At 65.3% G+C, this 16,028-nt stretch carries 17 protein-coding genes; 3 read left to right on the forward strand and 14 right to left on the reverse strand.

What is annotated here, in order from left to right; all coding sequences use genetic code 11:
* Window positions 1–44: 44 nt before the first annotated feature.
* A complete protein-coding gene (locus HWE04_RS05565) occupies window positions 45–1,289 on the forward strand; it encodes an alpha/beta hydrolase family protein (RefSeq protein ID WP_241811786.1) in 1,245 nt (414 codons plus the stop codon).
* A 197-nt stretch (window positions 1,290–1,486) separates the two neighbouring features.
* Here the strand turns inward: HWE04_RS05565 and HWE04_RS05570 are convergent, their stop codons facing one another.
* Complete coding sequence (locus tag HWE04_RS05570; RefSeq protein WP_182992273.1) at window positions 1,487–1,729, reverse strand: hypothetical protein; 243 nt, start codon at window positions 1,727–1,729, stop codon at window positions 1,487–1,489.
* 790 nt (window positions 1,730–2,519) lie between these two features.
* Here HWE04_RS05570 and HWE04_RS05575 point away from each other — a divergent pair.
* Window positions 2,520–3,449 carry an amidohydrolase family protein gene (locus HWE04_RS05575; RefSeq protein ID WP_241811787.1) on the forward strand — a complete coding sequence of 310 codons (930 nt, stop codon included), beginning with the start codon at window positions 2,520–2,522 and terminating at the stop codon, window positions 3,447–3,449.
* A gap of 107 nt (window positions 3,450–3,556) precedes the next feature.
* Here HWE04_RS05575 and HWE04_RS05580 read toward each other — a convergent pair whose 3' ends face one another.
* From HWE04_RS05580 to HWE04_RS05605, 6 genes are all read right to left on the reverse strand, one after another.
* Window positions 3,557–4,879, reverse strand: coding sequence for an MFS transporter (locus HWE04_RS05580; protein ID WP_077235196.1), 1,323 nt, complete (start codon window positions 4,877–4,879; stop codon window positions 3,557–3,559).
* A 61-nt stretch (window positions 4,880–4,940) separates the two neighbouring features.
* The gene (locus HWE04_RS05585; RefSeq protein WP_241811789.1) at window positions 4,941–5,882 is read right to left on the reverse strand and encodes a hydroxyacid dehydrogenase; all 942 of its coding nucleotides are present in this window, start codon (window positions 5,880–5,882) and stop codon (window positions 4,941–4,943) included.
* The gene (locus HWE04_RS05590; protein WP_006464819.1) at window positions 5,879–6,568 is read right to left on the reverse strand and encodes an RraA family protein; all 690 of its coding nucleotides are present in this window, start codon (window positions 6,566–6,568) and stop codon (window positions 5,879–5,881) included. The genes HWE04_RS05585 and HWE04_RS05590 overlap by 4 nt, the downstream gene beginning before the upstream one ends.
* Window positions 6,569–6,615: 47 nt before the next feature.
* A complete protein-coding gene (locus HWE04_RS05595; RefSeq protein WP_234293893.1) occupies window positions 6,616–7,536 on the reverse strand; it encodes an SMP-30/gluconolactonase/LRE family protein in 921 nt (306 codons plus the stop codon).
* Complete coding sequence (locus HWE04_RS05600) at window positions 7,533–8,885, reverse strand: MFS transporter (protein ID WP_241811791.1); 1,353 nt, start codon at window positions 8,883–8,885, stop codon at window positions 7,533–7,535. The genes HWE04_RS05595 and HWE04_RS05600 overlap by 4 nt, the downstream gene beginning before the upstream one ends.
* 11 nt (window positions 8,886–8,896) lie before the next feature.
* A complete protein-coding gene (locus tag HWE04_RS05605) occupies window positions 8,897–9,850 on the reverse strand; it encodes an amidohydrolase family protein (RefSeq protein WP_446719208.1) in 954 nt (317 codons plus the stop codon).
* A gap of 126 nt (window positions 9,851–9,976) precedes the next feature.
* Here HWE04_RS05605 and HWE04_RS05610 point away from each other — a divergent pair, with 126 nt between their 5' ends.
* On the forward strand, window positions 9,977–10,864 hold the full coding sequence (locus HWE04_RS05610; protein WP_006464815.1) for a LysR family transcriptional regulator: 888 nt from the start codon (window positions 9,977–9,979) through the stop codon (window positions 10,862–10,864).
* Between the two features lie 36 nt (window positions 10,865–10,900).
* On the opposite strand, the gene HWE04_RS05615 is transcribed toward HWE04_RS05610, so the two are convergent.
* The 7 genes from HWE04_RS05615 to HWE04_RS05645 are packed head-to-tail and all read right to left on the reverse strand — an operon-like array spanning window position 10,901 to window position 15,916.
* A complete protein-coding gene (locus HWE04_RS05615; RefSeq protein ID WP_234293897.1) occupies window positions 10,901–11,563 on the reverse strand; it encodes a DUF1989 domain-containing protein in 663 nt (220 codons plus the stop codon).
* Entirely contained in the window at window positions 11,560–12,375 is an 816-nt protein-coding gene (locus tag HWE04_RS05620) for an amino acid ABC transporter ATP-binding protein (protein ID WP_241811793.1), read from the reverse strand. The genes HWE04_RS05615 and HWE04_RS05620 overlap by 4 nt, the downstream gene beginning before the upstream one ends.
* The gene (locus HWE04_RS05625; protein WP_077235190.1) at window positions 12,372–13,076 is read right to left on the reverse strand and encodes an amino acid ABC transporter permease; all 705 of its coding nucleotides are present in this window, start codon (window positions 13,074–13,076) and stop codon (window positions 12,372–12,374) included. The genes HWE04_RS05620 and HWE04_RS05625 overlap by 4 nt, the downstream gene beginning before the upstream one ends.
* Window position 13,077: 1 nt before the next feature.
* The gene (locus HWE04_RS05630) at window positions 13,078–13,767 is read right to left on the reverse strand and encodes an amino acid ABC transporter permease (protein WP_241811795.1); all 690 of its coding nucleotides are present in this window, start codon (window positions 13,765–13,767) and stop codon (window positions 13,078–13,080) included.
* 16 nt (window positions 13,768–13,783) lie between these two features.
* Window positions 13,784–14,419: an urea carboxylase-associated family protein gene (locus tag HWE04_RS05635; RefSeq protein WP_077235188.1), complete on the reverse strand. Its 636-nt coding sequence runs from the start codon at window positions 14,417–14,419 to the stop codon at window positions 13,784–13,786.
* A 5-nt stretch (window positions 14,420–14,424) separates the two neighbouring features.
* The gene (locus HWE04_RS05640) at window positions 14,425–15,060 is read right to left on the reverse strand and encodes a DUF1989 domain-containing protein (RefSeq protein ID WP_241811796.1); all 636 of its coding nucleotides are present in this window, start codon (window positions 15,058–15,060) and stop codon (window positions 14,425–14,427) included.
* Window positions 15,061–15,082: 22 nt separating this feature from the next.
* Window positions 15,083–15,916: a transporter substrate-binding domain-containing protein gene (locus tag HWE04_RS05645; RefSeq protein WP_102661951.1), complete on the reverse strand. Its 834-nt coding sequence runs from the start codon at window positions 15,914–15,916 to the stop codon at window positions 15,083–15,085.
* Window positions 15,917–16,028 lie beyond the last annotated feature (112 nt).

Raw genomic sequence — 16,028 nt, forward strand, 5'->3', positions numbered from 1 at the left:
ATGATTGCAGCAATGCATTTCCAATACAAACATAAGGGGTAGCGATGAAGTCATGCCTGATGCGTACCAGCATGGTGCTGGGAATACTGAGCGCCGTGTTGTCCATCCTGCCTGCGCCAGCGGGGGCACAGAGCCCGGCCACCACGACCGTGCAGGCGGTGGCCTCAGGCGTGCGCGTCCAGCTGATTGGCCGCTGGGATGTCGACAAGCTCAATACCATTCTGCAAAAGGACACACCGGCCTTCTCCGGCGTTCCTGTCACCTACTCGCCCGCACGCAACGCCGTGCTGCTGTATCGGGTGACCTATCCCTCGGTCATCCCGGAGCGCGGCAACCAGCCCATCCTGGCTTCCGGCCTGCTGGCCCTGCCAGATACCCCGGCCAAGTCCTACCCGCTGGTCTCCTACCAGCATGGCACGGTGTATGGGCGCCAGCAGGTGCCGTCCTTCCCCGATCAATCGCCTGAAACGCAATTGATGATTGCCCAGTTTGCCGGCCAGGGCTATGCACTCATCGGCGCTGATTATTTCGGCATGGGCATTTCCAGCGAACCGGAGGGCTACATGGTCAAGGGCAGCCATCAGCAAGCTACCTATGACATGCTGCTGGCCGCGCGCAGCGTGCTGGCCAGCATGGGCGTGCGCGAGGACAAGCTGTTTCTTTCGGGCTGGTCCCAGGGCGGTTTCGTGACCATGGCCTTCCTGGAAAAGCTGGAAGCGGCCGGTATCAAGGTCGATGCAGCGACCACCGCCAGTGCACCGCTGGATGTCTTCGCGCTGCTCGAAGGTTTTCTCACCTATCCGCGTCCCAATGATGCGGACTGGCTCAACAGCATCGTGATCCTGTCGGCCTTCGCCTTCGAAAATTATTACGGCGTACCTGGCCTGGCACGCTCAGTGCTCAACGACGCCTCCTACGAGGTCGCCCAGAAAGCCTACAATCGCCAGCCCTTCAATGTGGCCGACATTCCAACCGACCTGCACAAGCTGATGCGGCCGGAATATTTCGATCCGCAATACTTCGCCCGGTCCGCCTATGGTCGCCTGATCGCGACCACCCAGGCCTATCGCTGGGTGATCCGCTCCGACGTGCGCAATTACTATGGTGAATCGGATGAAGCCATCACACCCGGCGTGGGTCGCATGGCGATGACGTATGCGCAGGCCATGGGTGCCGGCAATCCGCATGTGCAGGCGGTATCCACCGGACCGACCACGCATCGCGGGACCTTTGCCACGGCCGTGCCCTCATGGAAACGCTGGTTCGATGACAAGGTGGCGGGTAAGTAAGGAGTCGGCCTGGCGGCGCATGCCGGGCCTCTCAACGACGGATTTTTGCTGATGCGACTGCGGCAGCCGTGTTGTTCGGCGCCCGGTCAGCTAAAGACTACGGCTCAGGCAAGGCATTCAGTCCGGAGACAGCAATGCGTCGTACCCATCAGCGGGTGGCTGTCGCATCAAACGATATGGGCCAGGGAGACTTCCCATCAGGGAAACGTCAACTCCAACCCCAACATCTTCGCGACGTCATACGTCACCACCCCCAACCCCACCAGCAAGACCAGAAAGATCACAATCACCGTCACCGCTCCCCGCAGCACGGCGCGCCTCTCCTTGCCTTTTTCCTTTTCTTTCTTTCCTTGGTCGTAGTGCCATTTGATGGCGTAGAACATCCCCGTGCAGAGTACACCGAGCTTGAAGATGACGAAGACGATAGGGACCCAATCCATGATGCGTGTTTTCCAGTTGCGGGCAGTGACGAAAAAAGCCGATAGCGCTGCAGTTGCCTGAGCGCTATCGGATACCACCACAGTCAAAACCCTTGTTGATGTGGGCGCCCTTCTCTGCGGCGCCAGCCTTGAATCCGAAGTCGGGCCTGTTCCCACTAAATCTGCGAGATGCGTTGCACCCAGAAGGCGTGGTGGCAAGGCGCCCGGTAAGGCTGGTGGTGGTACCACCAGCCTTACCGGGCAACGCCGCCAGCGCGCCTTCTGGGCGCAACCCTCCGGGAGAGGCCGGCAAGCGTCGCCTGCCGTTGTTACAGCTCCTTGCCGTAGCACCACTACGGCGCGTCGCTGCGCCTAGGCAGTCAACGCTTGACGACCTCTCGCACTCGCAGATTTAGTGGGAACAGGCCCCAGCACAGGTGTGTCACTGTCCCGGTAACACTTGTTTTTAGCCATTCTAACCAGCTAGCGTCCATACATCCAGAAGACAAGATCCATACAAGATCGCGATCCGGCCCCGATGCCCGGATTCAGCGCCCTGCCCCCTGCCCCGTGCGGGCCGCCAGCAGAATAGCAAAGTGATCGGCGCCGTGTCTGACCGCATGTCGCCCTGCAGGCTGAACGCACACAGGACGCGCCGGCCGCACCCATTCCCGCCATTTATCGTTGGGAAAATAAAAGGAAATAGTCCTGCTCCCTCCCCCTCGCTAGACTCCCGCACAGGCAGGCCACGCGCGCTCATATCCTGCGCCTGTGCCGCTCATGCCGACAACAACAATCACCAGGGAGACCCATGGTCAACAGAAGACGCTTCATCGCGGGCAGCCTGCTCGCGTGCACCGGCTTGCGCGCTGCGCTGGCACAATCCGTTCCCAACTCGGCCGGCACCGAGGCCCCGCGCCTGAAGGCGCCGGCGCTGGCGTGCGACAGCCATCACCACATCTACGACGCGCGCTTTCCGGTGTCGCCGCACTGGCGCGGCGGGCGTCCGGATGGCGCTACCGTGGCCGACTACCGGCTGCTGATGGCCAAGCTGGGCATCGCGCGGCATGTGGTGGTGCAGCCTTCCACCTATGGCAGTGACAATCGCTGCCTGCTGGATGCACTGGCGCAGTTTGGCCCGCAGGCACGCGGCATCGTGGTGATCGACGACGATGTTGATCTGGCCCGGTTGCAGGAGATGGACCGGCTGGGCGTACGTGGAGTGCGGGTCAATTTCCTGTCGGCGCAGAGCTGGGGCGTAACCACGGTGGACCGCCTGCGTCGCACGGCGGAGCGCATTGCGCCGCTGGGCTGGCATGTGCAGGTGCTGATGTCGGGAGCGCAGATCGCGCAGCATGAGGCGGTGCTGGCCGGGCTGCCCACACCGGTGGTGATCGACCATCTGGGCCGCATCCCGCAGCCGGACGGTCTGGACCATCCGGGTGCCCGGGCGATCCTGCGCTTGCTGGAGAAGGGCCATGTCTGGATCAAGCTGTCCGAGCCGTATGCCGATACCTTGCGCGGGGCACCGGATTATCCGGATACCAGCCTGCTGGCCCGCGCCTATCTGCAGGCGGCGCCGCAGCGCACGCTGTGGGGCAGCGACTGGCCGCATCCGACCGAGAAGATCAAGCCGGACGATGCCGTGCTGTTCGACCTGCTGGCCGACTGGGCACCGGACCCGGCGCTGCGCGAACAGGTGCTGGTGAGCAACCCGGCGGCGCTGTTCGGCTTCCGCTGATCTGCCTGGACTGGCGCCTCAGGCGCCAGTAAAAAACGCCTTGCATTCGATTGAACGCAAGGCGTTTTTGTATGGGTGATGCGGATTGCGTGGTGAGCGGGTCCTGCTCAGCGCACCGCCTCCTTCATCACGCCGCTGCCCTGCGAGCGCGCCTTGCGCGACAGGAACAGCAGGATCCCCACGCTCACCACCGACAGGCCCACCATCGGCAGCAGGGCCATGGCGTAGCTGCCCGTGGCATCCTTCACCCAGCCGTAGACGTTGACCATCAGGCCGCCGCCGATCAGGTTGGAGACGGCGTTGATGCCCGCCAGCCCGGCCGCTGCCGAACCGGTGGCCAGCCAGCTGGAGGCCATGGCCCAGAACGGTCCCTTGAAGGAATAGGCGCCGATCAACACCATGGTCAGCAGCAACACCACCGGCACCAGCGAATTGGCCAGGGTGGCCATGGCCAGGCCGCCGCCGATCAGAATCAGCGGGATGGCGGTATGCCAGCGACGTTCGCCGCTACGGTCGGAATGACGGCCCCACCACACCATCAGCACCGAGGCGATCAGGTAGGGAATGGAGTTCACCAGACCGGTCTGCATCACCGTCAGGCCGAAGGACTTCAGCAACTGCGGCTGCCAGACGTTGAGCACCGAGCCGGCTGCCGAGGCGCAGGCGCAGACCAGCGCCATGCCCCAGACGTGCGGCTGGCTGAACAGCTTCCACAGCGGCACATGCTGCTTGGCGGCGCGGCCGGCGGCCTCCTTGTTCATGGTGGCGGTCAGCCAGTTGCGTTGGCGCTCGTCGAGCCAGCGGGCCTGTTCAGGGCGGTCGGTCAGGAAGCGCAGACAGACCACGCCCAGCAGCACCGTGGGCAGGCCTTCCAGCATGAACAGCCAGTGCCAGCCACGCAGGCCGCCGATGCCATCCATCTGCAGCAGCAATGCCGAGATCGGCGAGGCAATGAAGCTGGCCGCCGGGATGGCCACCATGAACAGCGCCACGATACGGGCGCGATAGGCCGAGGGCACCCAGTAGGTCAGGTACAGCACCACGCCGGGGAAGAAGCCGGCTTCGGCTGCACCCAGGATGAAGCGCACCACGTACAGGGAGTTCGGCCCTTGCACCAGGGCGGTACAGGCCGAGATCAGGCCCCAGCTGATCATGATGCGCGCCAGCCATTTGCGGGCGCCGAACTTCTGCAGCGCCAGGTTGCTGGGCACCTCGAAGATGAAATAGGCGATGAAGAACAGGCTGCTGGCAAAGCCGAACATCTTGGGCGAGAGCCCGAGGTCGTGGTTCATCTGCAGCGCGGCCATGCCGATGTTGCCACGGTCGATGAAGGCAAACAGGTAGCACAGCATCAGGAATGGCAGCAGCCGCCAGGTGACCTTTTTTACGGTCTCCTGCTCCAGCTGCTTGTCGTCTTGGATGGTCTCCATGTGTCTCTCTCGGAAGGCGGGCGCCGCCTGTGTCGGCGGCTGGCCCGGGGGTGATTATGGATCAGCCGGCAATGGCCTGCTCGTTGAGCACTGCCAGGATGTTGCGGGCAGCGCCGGTGCCCATGGCGATGTAGGCGTCGGATGTCACGCCGCCGATGTGCGGGCTCAGGATGGCGTTGCCAACGTCCTGCAAGGGATGAGGCGCGGCGAAGGGCTCCTTCTCGAAACTGTCCAGCCCGGCGGCGCGCAGCTTGCCGCTGTTGAGGGCGGCGATCAGGGCCGCTTCGTCGATCAGGCCACCGCGTGCGGTGTTGACCAGGATGGTGCCATCCTTCATGCGGGCCAGCGACTGGGCGTTGATCATGTGCTTGTTCTCGGCGGTCAGCGGGCAATGTAGCGAGACCACGTCGGAGCGGGCATAGAGCGTGTCCAGGTCGACCAGTTGCACGCCCGGTGCCGCTTCCTTGGCATACGGGTCATAGGCCAGCACCGGCATGCCCAGCGCGGCCGCCACGGCGGCCACGCGACGGCCGATGGCGCCAAAGCCGACCAGCCCCAGGGTGCGTCCCTGAAGCTCCAGGCTCTTGTGGGTGGACTTGTCCCAGTGACCTTCGCGCATGCGGCGGTCCAGGCCGACCACGTTCTTGGCGCAAGCCATGATCAGTGCCCAGGTATGCTCGGCCACGGCCGGGGCATTGGCGCCGACGGCGGCCTTGACGGCGATGCCGCGTTGCTGCGCGGCCTGGCTGTCGATGGTGTCGATGCCGGTACCGTGCTTGGAGATCACGCGCAGCGCCGGGCTGGCATCCATCACGCGCGCGCTCACGCCGCCGTAGCGCACGATGATGGCCACCGGCTGGTGCAGTTGCGCCAGATTGATGAGGTCGTCCTCGGTCGGTTTGGCGCTGGTGTAGACCAGCTGGTAGTCGCGCAGGATATCGACGGCGGCCGGGGCCAGATCGATACCGGTGACAATCACCACGTCCTTGTGGGCGCCGCTCACAGTGTTTCTCCTTCGGCCAGCACGCCGCCCTTGCGCAGCGCGCCTTCCAGCCAGCCCGGACGCAGCGGGCCACCGCCACGGATCTCGGTCAGGCGCTTGGTTTCGTCGGCTACCTTCTTGGCGGCGGCCTCCAGCAGGGAGGCGGCCTTCTCGCGCTCGACCACCACCACGCCGTCGGCGTCACCGACGATCAGGTCACCCGGCTGCACGGCGGTGCCGCCCACCGAGATGGGCCAGTTGACGCGGCCGGCGATGTTCTTGGTGGGGCCGTTGGGGTTGGCGCCGACGGCATAGACGGGGAAGCCGATCTCGCGCAGGGCCTCGGTGTCGCGCACCGAACCGTAGATGATGATGCCGGCCAGGCCGCTGGCCTTGCATTGCGAGACCATGATCTCGCCCATCAGTGCGCTGGTCTCGTCACCCTTGCCATCGATGACCAGCACGTCGCCCGGCTTGGCGATGGCCATGGCGGCGTGGATCATCAGGTTGTCGCCGGGGCGCACTTCCACGGTCAGCGCGGGACCTGCCACGCGCATGGTGGGCGACAGCGGCGCGACGCGGCTGCACAGAGTACCGCGACGGCCGGCCACGTCGGCCAGGATGGAGGCGGGGAATTCGGCGGCCTTGGCGACGATGGCGGCGTCGACACGGTCGAAGTCACGGATGAAATCAGGTTGCTGGCTCATGGTGTGGGTCCTTTGCTGGAAGTGAAGTCAGGGCCGAGGGTTCAGCCTCAGGCATGGGAATACATGGGCAGACCGGCCACCGGCACGTCGGCGCGCAGGATGCTGCCGGTCTGGGATTCAGTGATGAAGAGGCTCTTGCCCTCCGGCCCGCCGAAGGCGAGATTGGTGGTGGAGATGCCGGCCGTGGAGCGGATGCGCAGCAGCGGCTCGGCAAACTTGGAGAGCCGCCAGATGGAGCCGAATCCGGTGTGGGCGATGTACAGGCAGCTCTCCGCATCCAGGGCCAGTCCGTCCGGGCCGGCCATGCCGCCGTGCAGGTTGGCGAAGACGCCGACCTTGCCGACCACGCCGTTGTGATGCAGGGGAATGCGCCAGATCTGCTGGGCGCGGGTCACGGCCACCAGCAGATGGTTCAGGGCCGGGTCGTAGACGATGCCATTGGGGCTGGGAATGGTATTGATCAGGCAGGTCAGCTGGCCGTCCGGCGCCAGCCGGTAGACGCGGCCGGTGGCGTCCTGCAGGCCGGTCTGGCCCTGGTCGGTGAAATAGATCTCGCCCTTGGGGCCGAAGACTAGGTCGTTGACGCCCTTGAAGCCTTCCGAGCCGACCGTTTCCAAAAGTGGCGTGACGGTGCCGGTGTCGGGGTCGAGTTGTACCAGGCCGCGCTTGTAGTCGGTGATGACGATGCGACCGGTCTTGTCGATCTTGAGGCCATTGGGCCAGCCGTCGTATTCGGTGACCAGTTCCCACTCGCCTTGCATCGAGATGCGGAAGATGCGGCCGTAGGGAATGTCGGTCACGTAGAGCCGGCCCTGGCGGTCGAAGGACGGGCCTTCGAGGAAGGAATCGATGGGCTGGCCGCCACGGTTGGCATCGCCCCACGCGTTCTTGCGGGGGGTACGGAAATGGTCCGGCAGGCGGGTGAAGACGGTGGCCTCGACCACCGGAGGCGGGGCAAAGAAGCTCATGCGGGTTCCTTGGAAGAAGACGTCGTGCGGGAATTGCTGCGGGAAGGATCGCCCAGGGCCAGCGTGATCACGGCGCCCAGCAGCAAGGCGGCGGCCACGAAGATCAGGGGATAGGTAAAGCCCTGGGTCGATTCGCGGATGAAGCCGATCACCGACGGTCCGACAAAGCCACCCAGGTTGCCGATGGAGACGATCAGGGCCAGTCCGCCGGCTGCGGCACGCCCGGTCAGGAAGCCCGAGGGGATGGCCCAGAAGGTAGCCTGGAAGGACAGGATGGATGCCACCGCCACCGTGATGGCCAGCATCTTCAGCAGCGGCGTATGCAGGAAGGCCGAGATCGCCAGCGCCAGCGCGGCCAGCACGATGGCACCCGCCACGTAGAACAGCCGATGCTGGCTGCGGTTGGCCAGGCGCGCCCAGAGCGTCATGGCGATGGCACCGACCAGATAGGGCACGGCGGCCACCAGGCCGACCTGGTGCGAAGGCAGGCCGAATTCGCGGATGATCTGCGGCAGCCACAGGCCGATGCTGAGCGAGCCGATGATGCCGCAGAAGTTGGCCGCGGCCAGGGCGAACACGCGCCAGTTGGTGAAGGCGTCCTTAAGCTTGTTGCCATGACGGGCGGCCAGCACGTTCTGTTCGGTCGAGAGTTCGTTTTCCAGCCAGCGCTTCTCATCACTGCTGAGCCAGGCGGCCTTGGACGGACGGTCCGGCAGCAGGAACAGGCACAGCACACCCAGCAACACGGCCGGTACAGCCTCCAGCAGCAACAGCACCTGCCAGCCCTGGAAGCCCCACATGCCGTGCAACTCCATGAGCGCGCCCGACAAGGGCGAGCCAATGATGTTGGCCACCGGGATGCCGATCAGGAAGAAGGCCGTGGCCTTGCCGCGCCAGGCGCCGGGGAACCACTGCGTGAAGTACAGGTAGATGCCCGGGGTGAAGCCGGCCTCGGCCATGCCCAGCAGGAAGCGCGCCAGCGCAAAGCTCTTGGGACCGACCACGAAGGCGGTGGCCATCGAGATCAGACCCCAGGAAATCATGATGCGCGAAATCCACATGCGGGCGCCGAAACGGTGCAGCGCCAGGTTGCTGGGAATCTCGAAGAAGAAGTAACCGATGAAGAACAGACCCGCACCCAGCCCGAACTGCGAGGGCGTCAGGCCCAGGTCCTTGTTCATGGTCAAGGCGGCGAAGCCGACGTTGATGCGGTCCAGATAGCTGACCACGTAGCACAGCAGGATGAAGGGAATGAGGCGACGCATCACCTTCTTCATGGTGGCCTGCTCGCTGACGGCCGCTTCGGTGACAGCCGGCTGCGCCAGCGGATTGATCGATGCCTGGGACATGTGGGGCTCCGTCAGAAGTGGTAGAGGCGGGTCGGGTTGTCGACCAGCACGGTGCGCATGAGCGCGTCCGAGCCCAGCCAGGTGGTCATCACATCGAGCAGTCGGGCGTCATCGGGCTTGTGCTCTTCGGTCGGGTGCGGCCAGTCGCTGCCCCAGACCACTTGCGAAGGCGCAAGCTGGACCAGCGTGCGGGCCAGCGGTGCGACGTCGTCGTAGTCGGGCGCGCCCCGCTTGCTGTACAGATAGGCGCCGGAAAGCTTGACGCTGGCGCGCTGCTCGCGCATCAGGCCGGTCACGAAATCAAATACCGGATGCGTTGCATCGGCCTGCAGCGGGATGCGGGCGAAGTGGTCGAACACCAGCGGCACCGGCAGGCGGGCCAGCACTGCGCGGTTGGCCAGCAAGACCTCGTTGGGCATGTTGACCTGCAGGTGCCAGCCCAGCGGGGCGACGCGGCGCGCCAGCGGCTCCATCATCTCTACGGTGGTGACCGAACCCAGGGCCAGGTTGAAACGCAGGCCGCGCACACCGGCCTGATGCAGGGCCTGCAATTGGTCGTCGCTGACCTGGTCGTTCACCACGGCCACGCCGCGTGCGCGGGGGCCCAGTTGGGCCAGGGCGTCCAGCGTGCAGCGGTTGTCCACGCCATAGGCCGAGGGCGTGACCACCACGTTGCGGGTGGTCCCCAGCCGTTGTTGCAGCTGGCGGTACATCGCCACGGTGGCCGCCGGATGCAGCAGCCTGGCGCCGGGTGCCCAGGGGAAGCGCGGGTCGTAGACATGCATGTGGCAGTCGCAGGCATCGGCCGGCAGCCTGGCCGACGCGGGTTCGCTGCCGGAAGAATGGGGGTAGCTGACGGGCTGGGGCTGGGCCAGCGCGGACGGCAGATAACTGCCGGCGCCAAGGCTGATGGCCCACTGGGCGCTGCGCCGCAGGAAGTGGCGCCGGGAAGGCTGGACGTGCATCGTGCTGGTCTCCATGTTGTCGCCGCCACGGTGGGCGGGGTTCTTGTTTGGAGGGCAGTCTACGCGGGCGAATATTTAATGTATATTTGCTTTTATTTTACGTTCGATAACTTTCAGGAATGATTTATGGACTTCCGCGACCTCAAGTATTTCGCCGTCATCGCCGAGGAAGGCCACGTGGGGCGGGCCGCCGAGCGGCTCTACAAGACCCAGCCGGCACTGACCAAGTGCATCGATCGTCTGGAAGAACAACTGGGGGCGCCGCTGTTTGAACGGGCCGGGCGCGGCATCCGCCTGACCGCCGTGGGCCAGGCGCTGCTGACCCGGGCGCGCCAGATCAGCCTGATGATGGACGAGACCGCACGCGAGATCGGCGACTATGCCAATGGGCGGGACGGCAACATCCGCCTGGGCTGCGTCCCCACGCTGGCCGAGCACGTGCTGCCGGGCATCTGCCAGCAGTTGCTGGCGGAGGCGCCCAAGGTGACCATCGACCTCAAGGTGTCGATGAACGATGTCCTGCTGACGGGATTGAAGGCGGGAGAACTGGATATCGTACTGGGGCCGATGATCCAGGATGACGAGCTATTCCATACCGAGGAAATCATGCAGGACCAGATGGTGGTGATGGCCAGCCCGCATCACCCCATCTTCGACAGGAAGGTCAGGCTGCGCGACCTGCTGGAATACCAGTGGGTCTTGCCGGCGCAATCGGTATTGAGCCGGCAGTGGCTGGACAATGTCTTCGACCGCCATCACCTGCCCCGGCCCGACGTGCAGATCACGCCCACGGTGCTGAACATGATCCTGCCGCTCATCGAGCGCAGCAATCTGCTGGGCTTTGCGTCCAAGCTGAATCTGCTGGGCGGCCGGGGTCACCTGCGCGAGGTGGCCCTGAAGGAAACCACCATGCTGCGCCGCATGGGCCTGACCCACCGGCGCGACATGTACTTGTCACCGGCGGCGCTGCGGCTGATCCGCATCATTCGCGAAAAGGCGGCCGGCCAGCCGTGACCGGTACCCGCCTGCTGACCGCGCGGCCCTGCCCCCTCAATCCTGCGGCACCCAGGTGCGCGTGCCGGGCAGGTCGGACTGGAACTGCTCCAGCACCCTGATCTCGACTGGCTTGGGGGTATTGTCGCCCTGCCCCTGGATCTTCACGATGTCCTGCGGACAGGCCGAGAAAGCGACAAAGCAATCCATCTCCGCACGCAGGGTGATGAAGTCGCCCGGCTTGGTCACCGTGGGCAGGGTCTTGAGGGTGATGCCGTCGGGCTGGACGCGGATGTTCATGAAGATGTTGAACGAGGCCAGGTTGGGCCGTGGCGGGGTCACGCCCAGTTCGAACATGCCCTCGAACATGTTGTCGCAGCAATTGCGATGGTAGTGCTGCACACCGAGCAATTCGTAACGGCGGCGGTCGCAGGCGGCCATGAAGGTGTCATGCACGCCCGGCGTGGCGTCTTCCACCACGGTGAGGATGGGGTGGCGCTGGTTGGTCACGAAGCTGTCGCCGAGCACCGGGTTGAGCCGCTGGTTCCAGACGCGGGTGGTCTCCATGCACATGTATTCGGCCAGGTCGTAGGCGTTCCATGCCCAGCAATCGACCACCTGGGTGCCGTGCGTATTGATGACGCGCACGGCCTGCCCGGCCTGCAGTCGCACGGCCTTGCCGTGGCCGGCGGGAACGGTAATGGAAGCGGGAGAAGTCATGATGTCGGGGTTCCTGGGTTGAAGCGTTGAAGAAACTGGCGCAGTCGCGCCGAAGACGGTTGGTCGATCACCTGCTCAGGCGGCCCCATCTCGACGACCTTGCCGCCGTCCATGAAGACCACCACGTCGGCCACGTCGCGCGCAAAGGCCACCTCGTGCGTGACCACGATCATGGTGGTCTGGGCGGCCGCCAGGGCGCGCATCACGGCCAGCACCTCGCCGACCAGCTCGGGGTCGAGGGCCGAGGTAGGTTCGTCGAAAAGAATCACTTCCGGTGCCATGGCCAGCATGCGGGCGATGCCCACCCGCTGCTGCTGCCCGCCCGACAGCGCGGCTGGCATCGCGGTGTGCTTGCCAGCCAGGCCGACCTTGCGCAATGCTTCGGCGGCGATGTCGCTGGCCTCCAGGCGCGGGATGCCCTTGACCGAGATCAGGCCTTCCATGACGTTGTCGATCACGCTCATGTGCGGCCACAGGTTGAAGTTCTGGAACACCATGCCGATGCGGCTGCGCTGGGCACGGATCTCGCGCGCGGGACGGGGCTGCAGGCGCTGGTGCGGCCCTTCCCGCACGCCCACGCGCTCATCGCCGATCCAGACCTCACCGGCGTCGGGCGGTGCCAGCCAGTTCAGGCAGCGTAGCAGGGTCGACTTCCCCGACCCCGAGGGGCCGAGGATGCAGACCACCTTGCCGCGTTCGATATCGAGGCTGACGCCGTCGAGGATGCGCTGCGGGCCGAAGGACTTGACGATGTCGCGAACGCGCAGGGCGATCGCGCCATCGGCGGGGGAATTCGGTTCTGTCGGGTTCATGGCGTGCTAGCGTTTGAAGAAGATGAAATGCCATAGGACTGGACGCCATGGGCGATGGCGATGCGCTGCTCCCAGCGTCGCGTCAGTGCATGCAGCAAGCCGGTGGCGGCCCAGTAGACCAGCGCCACCATGCAATAGACTTCCAGTGGCGCATAGGTCTCGGCCACCACGCTCTTGGCAGCGAACATGAATTCATGCACCGAGATCACCGACAGCAATGCGGAATCCTTGAACAGGCCGATACCCAGCCCGGTCATGGTGGGTAGTAGCAGGGGCAAGGCCTGGGGTGCCACGATCCGGCGTGCGATGGCCAGCGGCGGCATGCCGATGGCGACCGCCGCTTCCACCGTGCCCCGGGGCAGGCCGTCGATGGCGGCCTGGATCACCTGGGCGATATAGGGCGCGTAATAGATGGCCAGCGTCAACACCCCCACCAGCGGTGCCGGCAGCAGCAGGCCGAAATCGGGCAGTACGTAGAAGCTCACATAGAGCAGCACCAGCAGGGGCAAGGCCAGGGTGACGGCGATATAGGCGTCGATGAGCACGGCCAGCGGCCGCGGCCCCATGCGTCGCAATACCACCAGCACCATGCCCAGCAGGCAGGCCAGCACGGCACTGCTTGCGCACAGCCAGAAAGTGTCCACCAGACCTGCCAGCAGGGCCGGGACGTGCGGGCGCAGGATGCCGGGATCGAAGGCCATGTCAGCTTCTCCCCGGGGTGGCCGGGCTGGTCAGTCGGGCCTGACCGGACCGTGGCACCCGGCTCAGGTGCTTGCCCAGCGCCAGGACCGGCAGCACGACGGCGAGATAGCCGATGCTCACGATCAGCATGATCTGGGACGAGGTATAGGTGCGGGCGATCACCATCTGCCCGGCGTAGGTCAGTTCGGTCACGGCCACCACCGAGGCCAGCGGCGTGGTCTTGAGCAGGATCGTGAATTCATTGACCAGCGGCGGGATGCTGGCCCTGAGCACCTGCGGCATCACGATGCGCGTGGCGATGCGCCAGGGCGCCATGCCCAGCGCGGTGGCGGCCTCGATCTGGCCACGGGGGACGACACGCAGGTTGCCGCGCAGGATTTCAGCGGTGTAGGCGCCGCTGTTGAGGCCCAGCGTCAATGCCGCCGCCAGCAGCGGATGACCGCCCAGCCCGATCAGCGGCAGGGAGAAGAACACCAGGAACAACTGCACCAGCGCGGGCGTGCCGCGCATGAAACTGATGTAGAGCCGCACCAGCCAGCGCAGCGGGGCCAGCGGCGCCAGTTGCAGGGCCAGTGCCAGGTGGCCCCAGGCCAGACTGCCGATGGCGCCCAGCACGGTGAGCGAGACCGTCATCATCCAGCCGTCGAGCAGCGCGGGAAAACTCTGGATCACCTGGGGGCTAAACCACATGCGCGCTCTCCGTTGCCTACAGGGCGTTCAGTTCTTCGGCGGTGGCCACTTCCAGCGCCCCCGGTCGGTCGTTGCCGGGCACGCCGGTGCAACAGGCCGAGACCACGAAGACCATGTCGGCCACCACCCGGCAGGCGATGAAGTCGCCGGCCCGGGTGCGACTGGGCAAGGGAATGATACGGCCCTGCTGGTCCAGGTCGACATGCATGAAGAGATTGATCGGGTCCGGCAGGCGCGGCGGCGTCAAACCCTGCTCCCGGATGACGGCCGAGACCGACTCCACGCAGCCGGTCTGGCCGGCATAGCCGTTGGCGGCCAGCCAGGCGGTGGTGGAAGCCGGCATGAGCAGGTCGTGCGTGCCGACGCTATCCTTGCCCAGCACCATCAGCGCGCGGCGTCGGTTGCTGACGATGCGCATGCCCGCCTGCAGGACATAGGAATTGCTGAAGACGCGGGTATGGTGCACCGACATGAAGATGTCAGGCTGGGCGCGGTCGAAGGCGAACAGCATGGCGGTGGCGCCGTCCTCGCGCGCTTCGATGCGCAGGATCTGGCCGGCCTTGACGTCGATGGCGCGGCTTTCGCCGGCCGGCACCACCAGGCGCGTGGGTGGCAAGGGCTGACGGGGCGGGGTTTCTTTGAGCAGCAGCATGATGGTCAGTCGGTGGACGCCACAGCACGGCGGTGCGGATCGGCGTCATGGATGGAGATGGCGATATCGGTGACCCGCAGGCCGTTGCCGGGAATGATGTCCTGCGGGCAGGACGAGACGGCGCAGAGCAGGTCTTCCAGCACCTCGAAGGTGATGTGATCCCCCGGTTTGCTGGTCGGGTCGGTGACCTGCATGCGGCGGTCCGGGGTAACCGGGCCGTTCTGGAACAGATTGAAGGGCTCCGGCACGTCGAACTTGGACAGGCCGTGCAGCGCCAGGCCTTCGTGCATGTTGTCCAGGCAATTGCGGTGACCGATCACGTTGAAGTCGACCGTGAAGCGGGTGTCGTCGCAGGCCGGGACATTGGCATCATGCACGCCGACGGTGTCGGCCACCACGCGCAGCAGCGGCCGGTCCAGCGAGGAATACAGGTGGTCGCCGACGTCGAAGAAGATCGACTGCAGCCTGCGGCGGGTATGCGTGGGCGAGAGTTTCTCGCTCTTGTCGCCGGCGACGACGGCCACGAAATCGGCCGCCTGCTGACCCTCGACATCGGTGATGGTGAGAAACTGGCCGGCCTTGACTTCAAAGGTCCGGCCGTGACCGGCGGGGACGGTCAGGGAGTGGGTGTGGTTACACATGCTGGCAGGTCGTATTGGGCGCTTATTTGGCGGGAATGAAATCGGCATCGGGCGTGGCGAAGGTGACGCCCAGGTATTGCTGCTGCAGGCGGGCCAGTTCGCCACTTTTCTTCATGGCCAGGATCTGGTCGCTGACGGCCTTGTTCAGCCGCTTGTCTTCGGGACGGGTGGCCAGGGCGATCCACTGCGAGGGGCCCAGTTCGCCGGTGATCTTCATCTTGCCGGGGTGCTGCTTGATGACGTCGGCCAGCACGGTCAGGTCATCGAAGACGAAGTCGGCGCGGCGGGTCATGAGGGCGGCCACGGTCTGGTCCACGCTATCGACGCTGAGCAGGGTGATCGGCGCCAGCCCCTTGGCCTTGAGCGTGTCGTTGAACTGCTTGAGGATGCCCTCGGGCGCGCTGCCGGTCTTGACCGCGCCGGTCAGGCCGGCCAGCGATTCGGGAGTGGGGTTGGCGGGAATCCTGGTGAAGTCATCGCGCACCAGGGGGCCGTTGACGGTCTTGCCGGTCGGCACCACGTAGGCGATGCGCTTGGCGCGTTCGGCCGTCACGTTCAGTGCCGAGCCTTCCATGTCGAAGGAACCTGACAACAGGCCGGGAATGATGCCGCTGAAGGCCATGCGCTGGTATTCGATCTTTACGCCCAGGCTCTTGGCCACCGCCGCCAGCACGGCCGGGTGGTAGCCCACGATGGCGTTGGAGGCATCGGTGTATTCATAGGGCGCGAAGGTCGGATCGATGGCGACGATCATCTTGCCGCGGCTCTTGATGTCGTCCAGCGTGTCGGCATGGGCGGCGACGCTGCAGAACAGCAGTGCGGAAAGCAGATAGCGGGACAGACGTGGTGCGGACATGGGCGGCTCCTGGAGGTTGAGGGACGATGGGATCGCACAGGCGATCCGGGCAAGCCCGATCATGCAATGCATGTTTCATGCCAATCCATCCTGAAACACCAGTTTCCTGCGA

Origin of the sequence: Herbaspirillum sp. C7C2, assembly GCF_022627865.1 — a bacterium.
Taxonomy (GTDB): Bacteria; Pseudomonadota; Gammaproteobacteria; order Burkholderiales; family Burkholderiaceae_D; genus Herbaspirillum; species Herbaspirillum frisingense.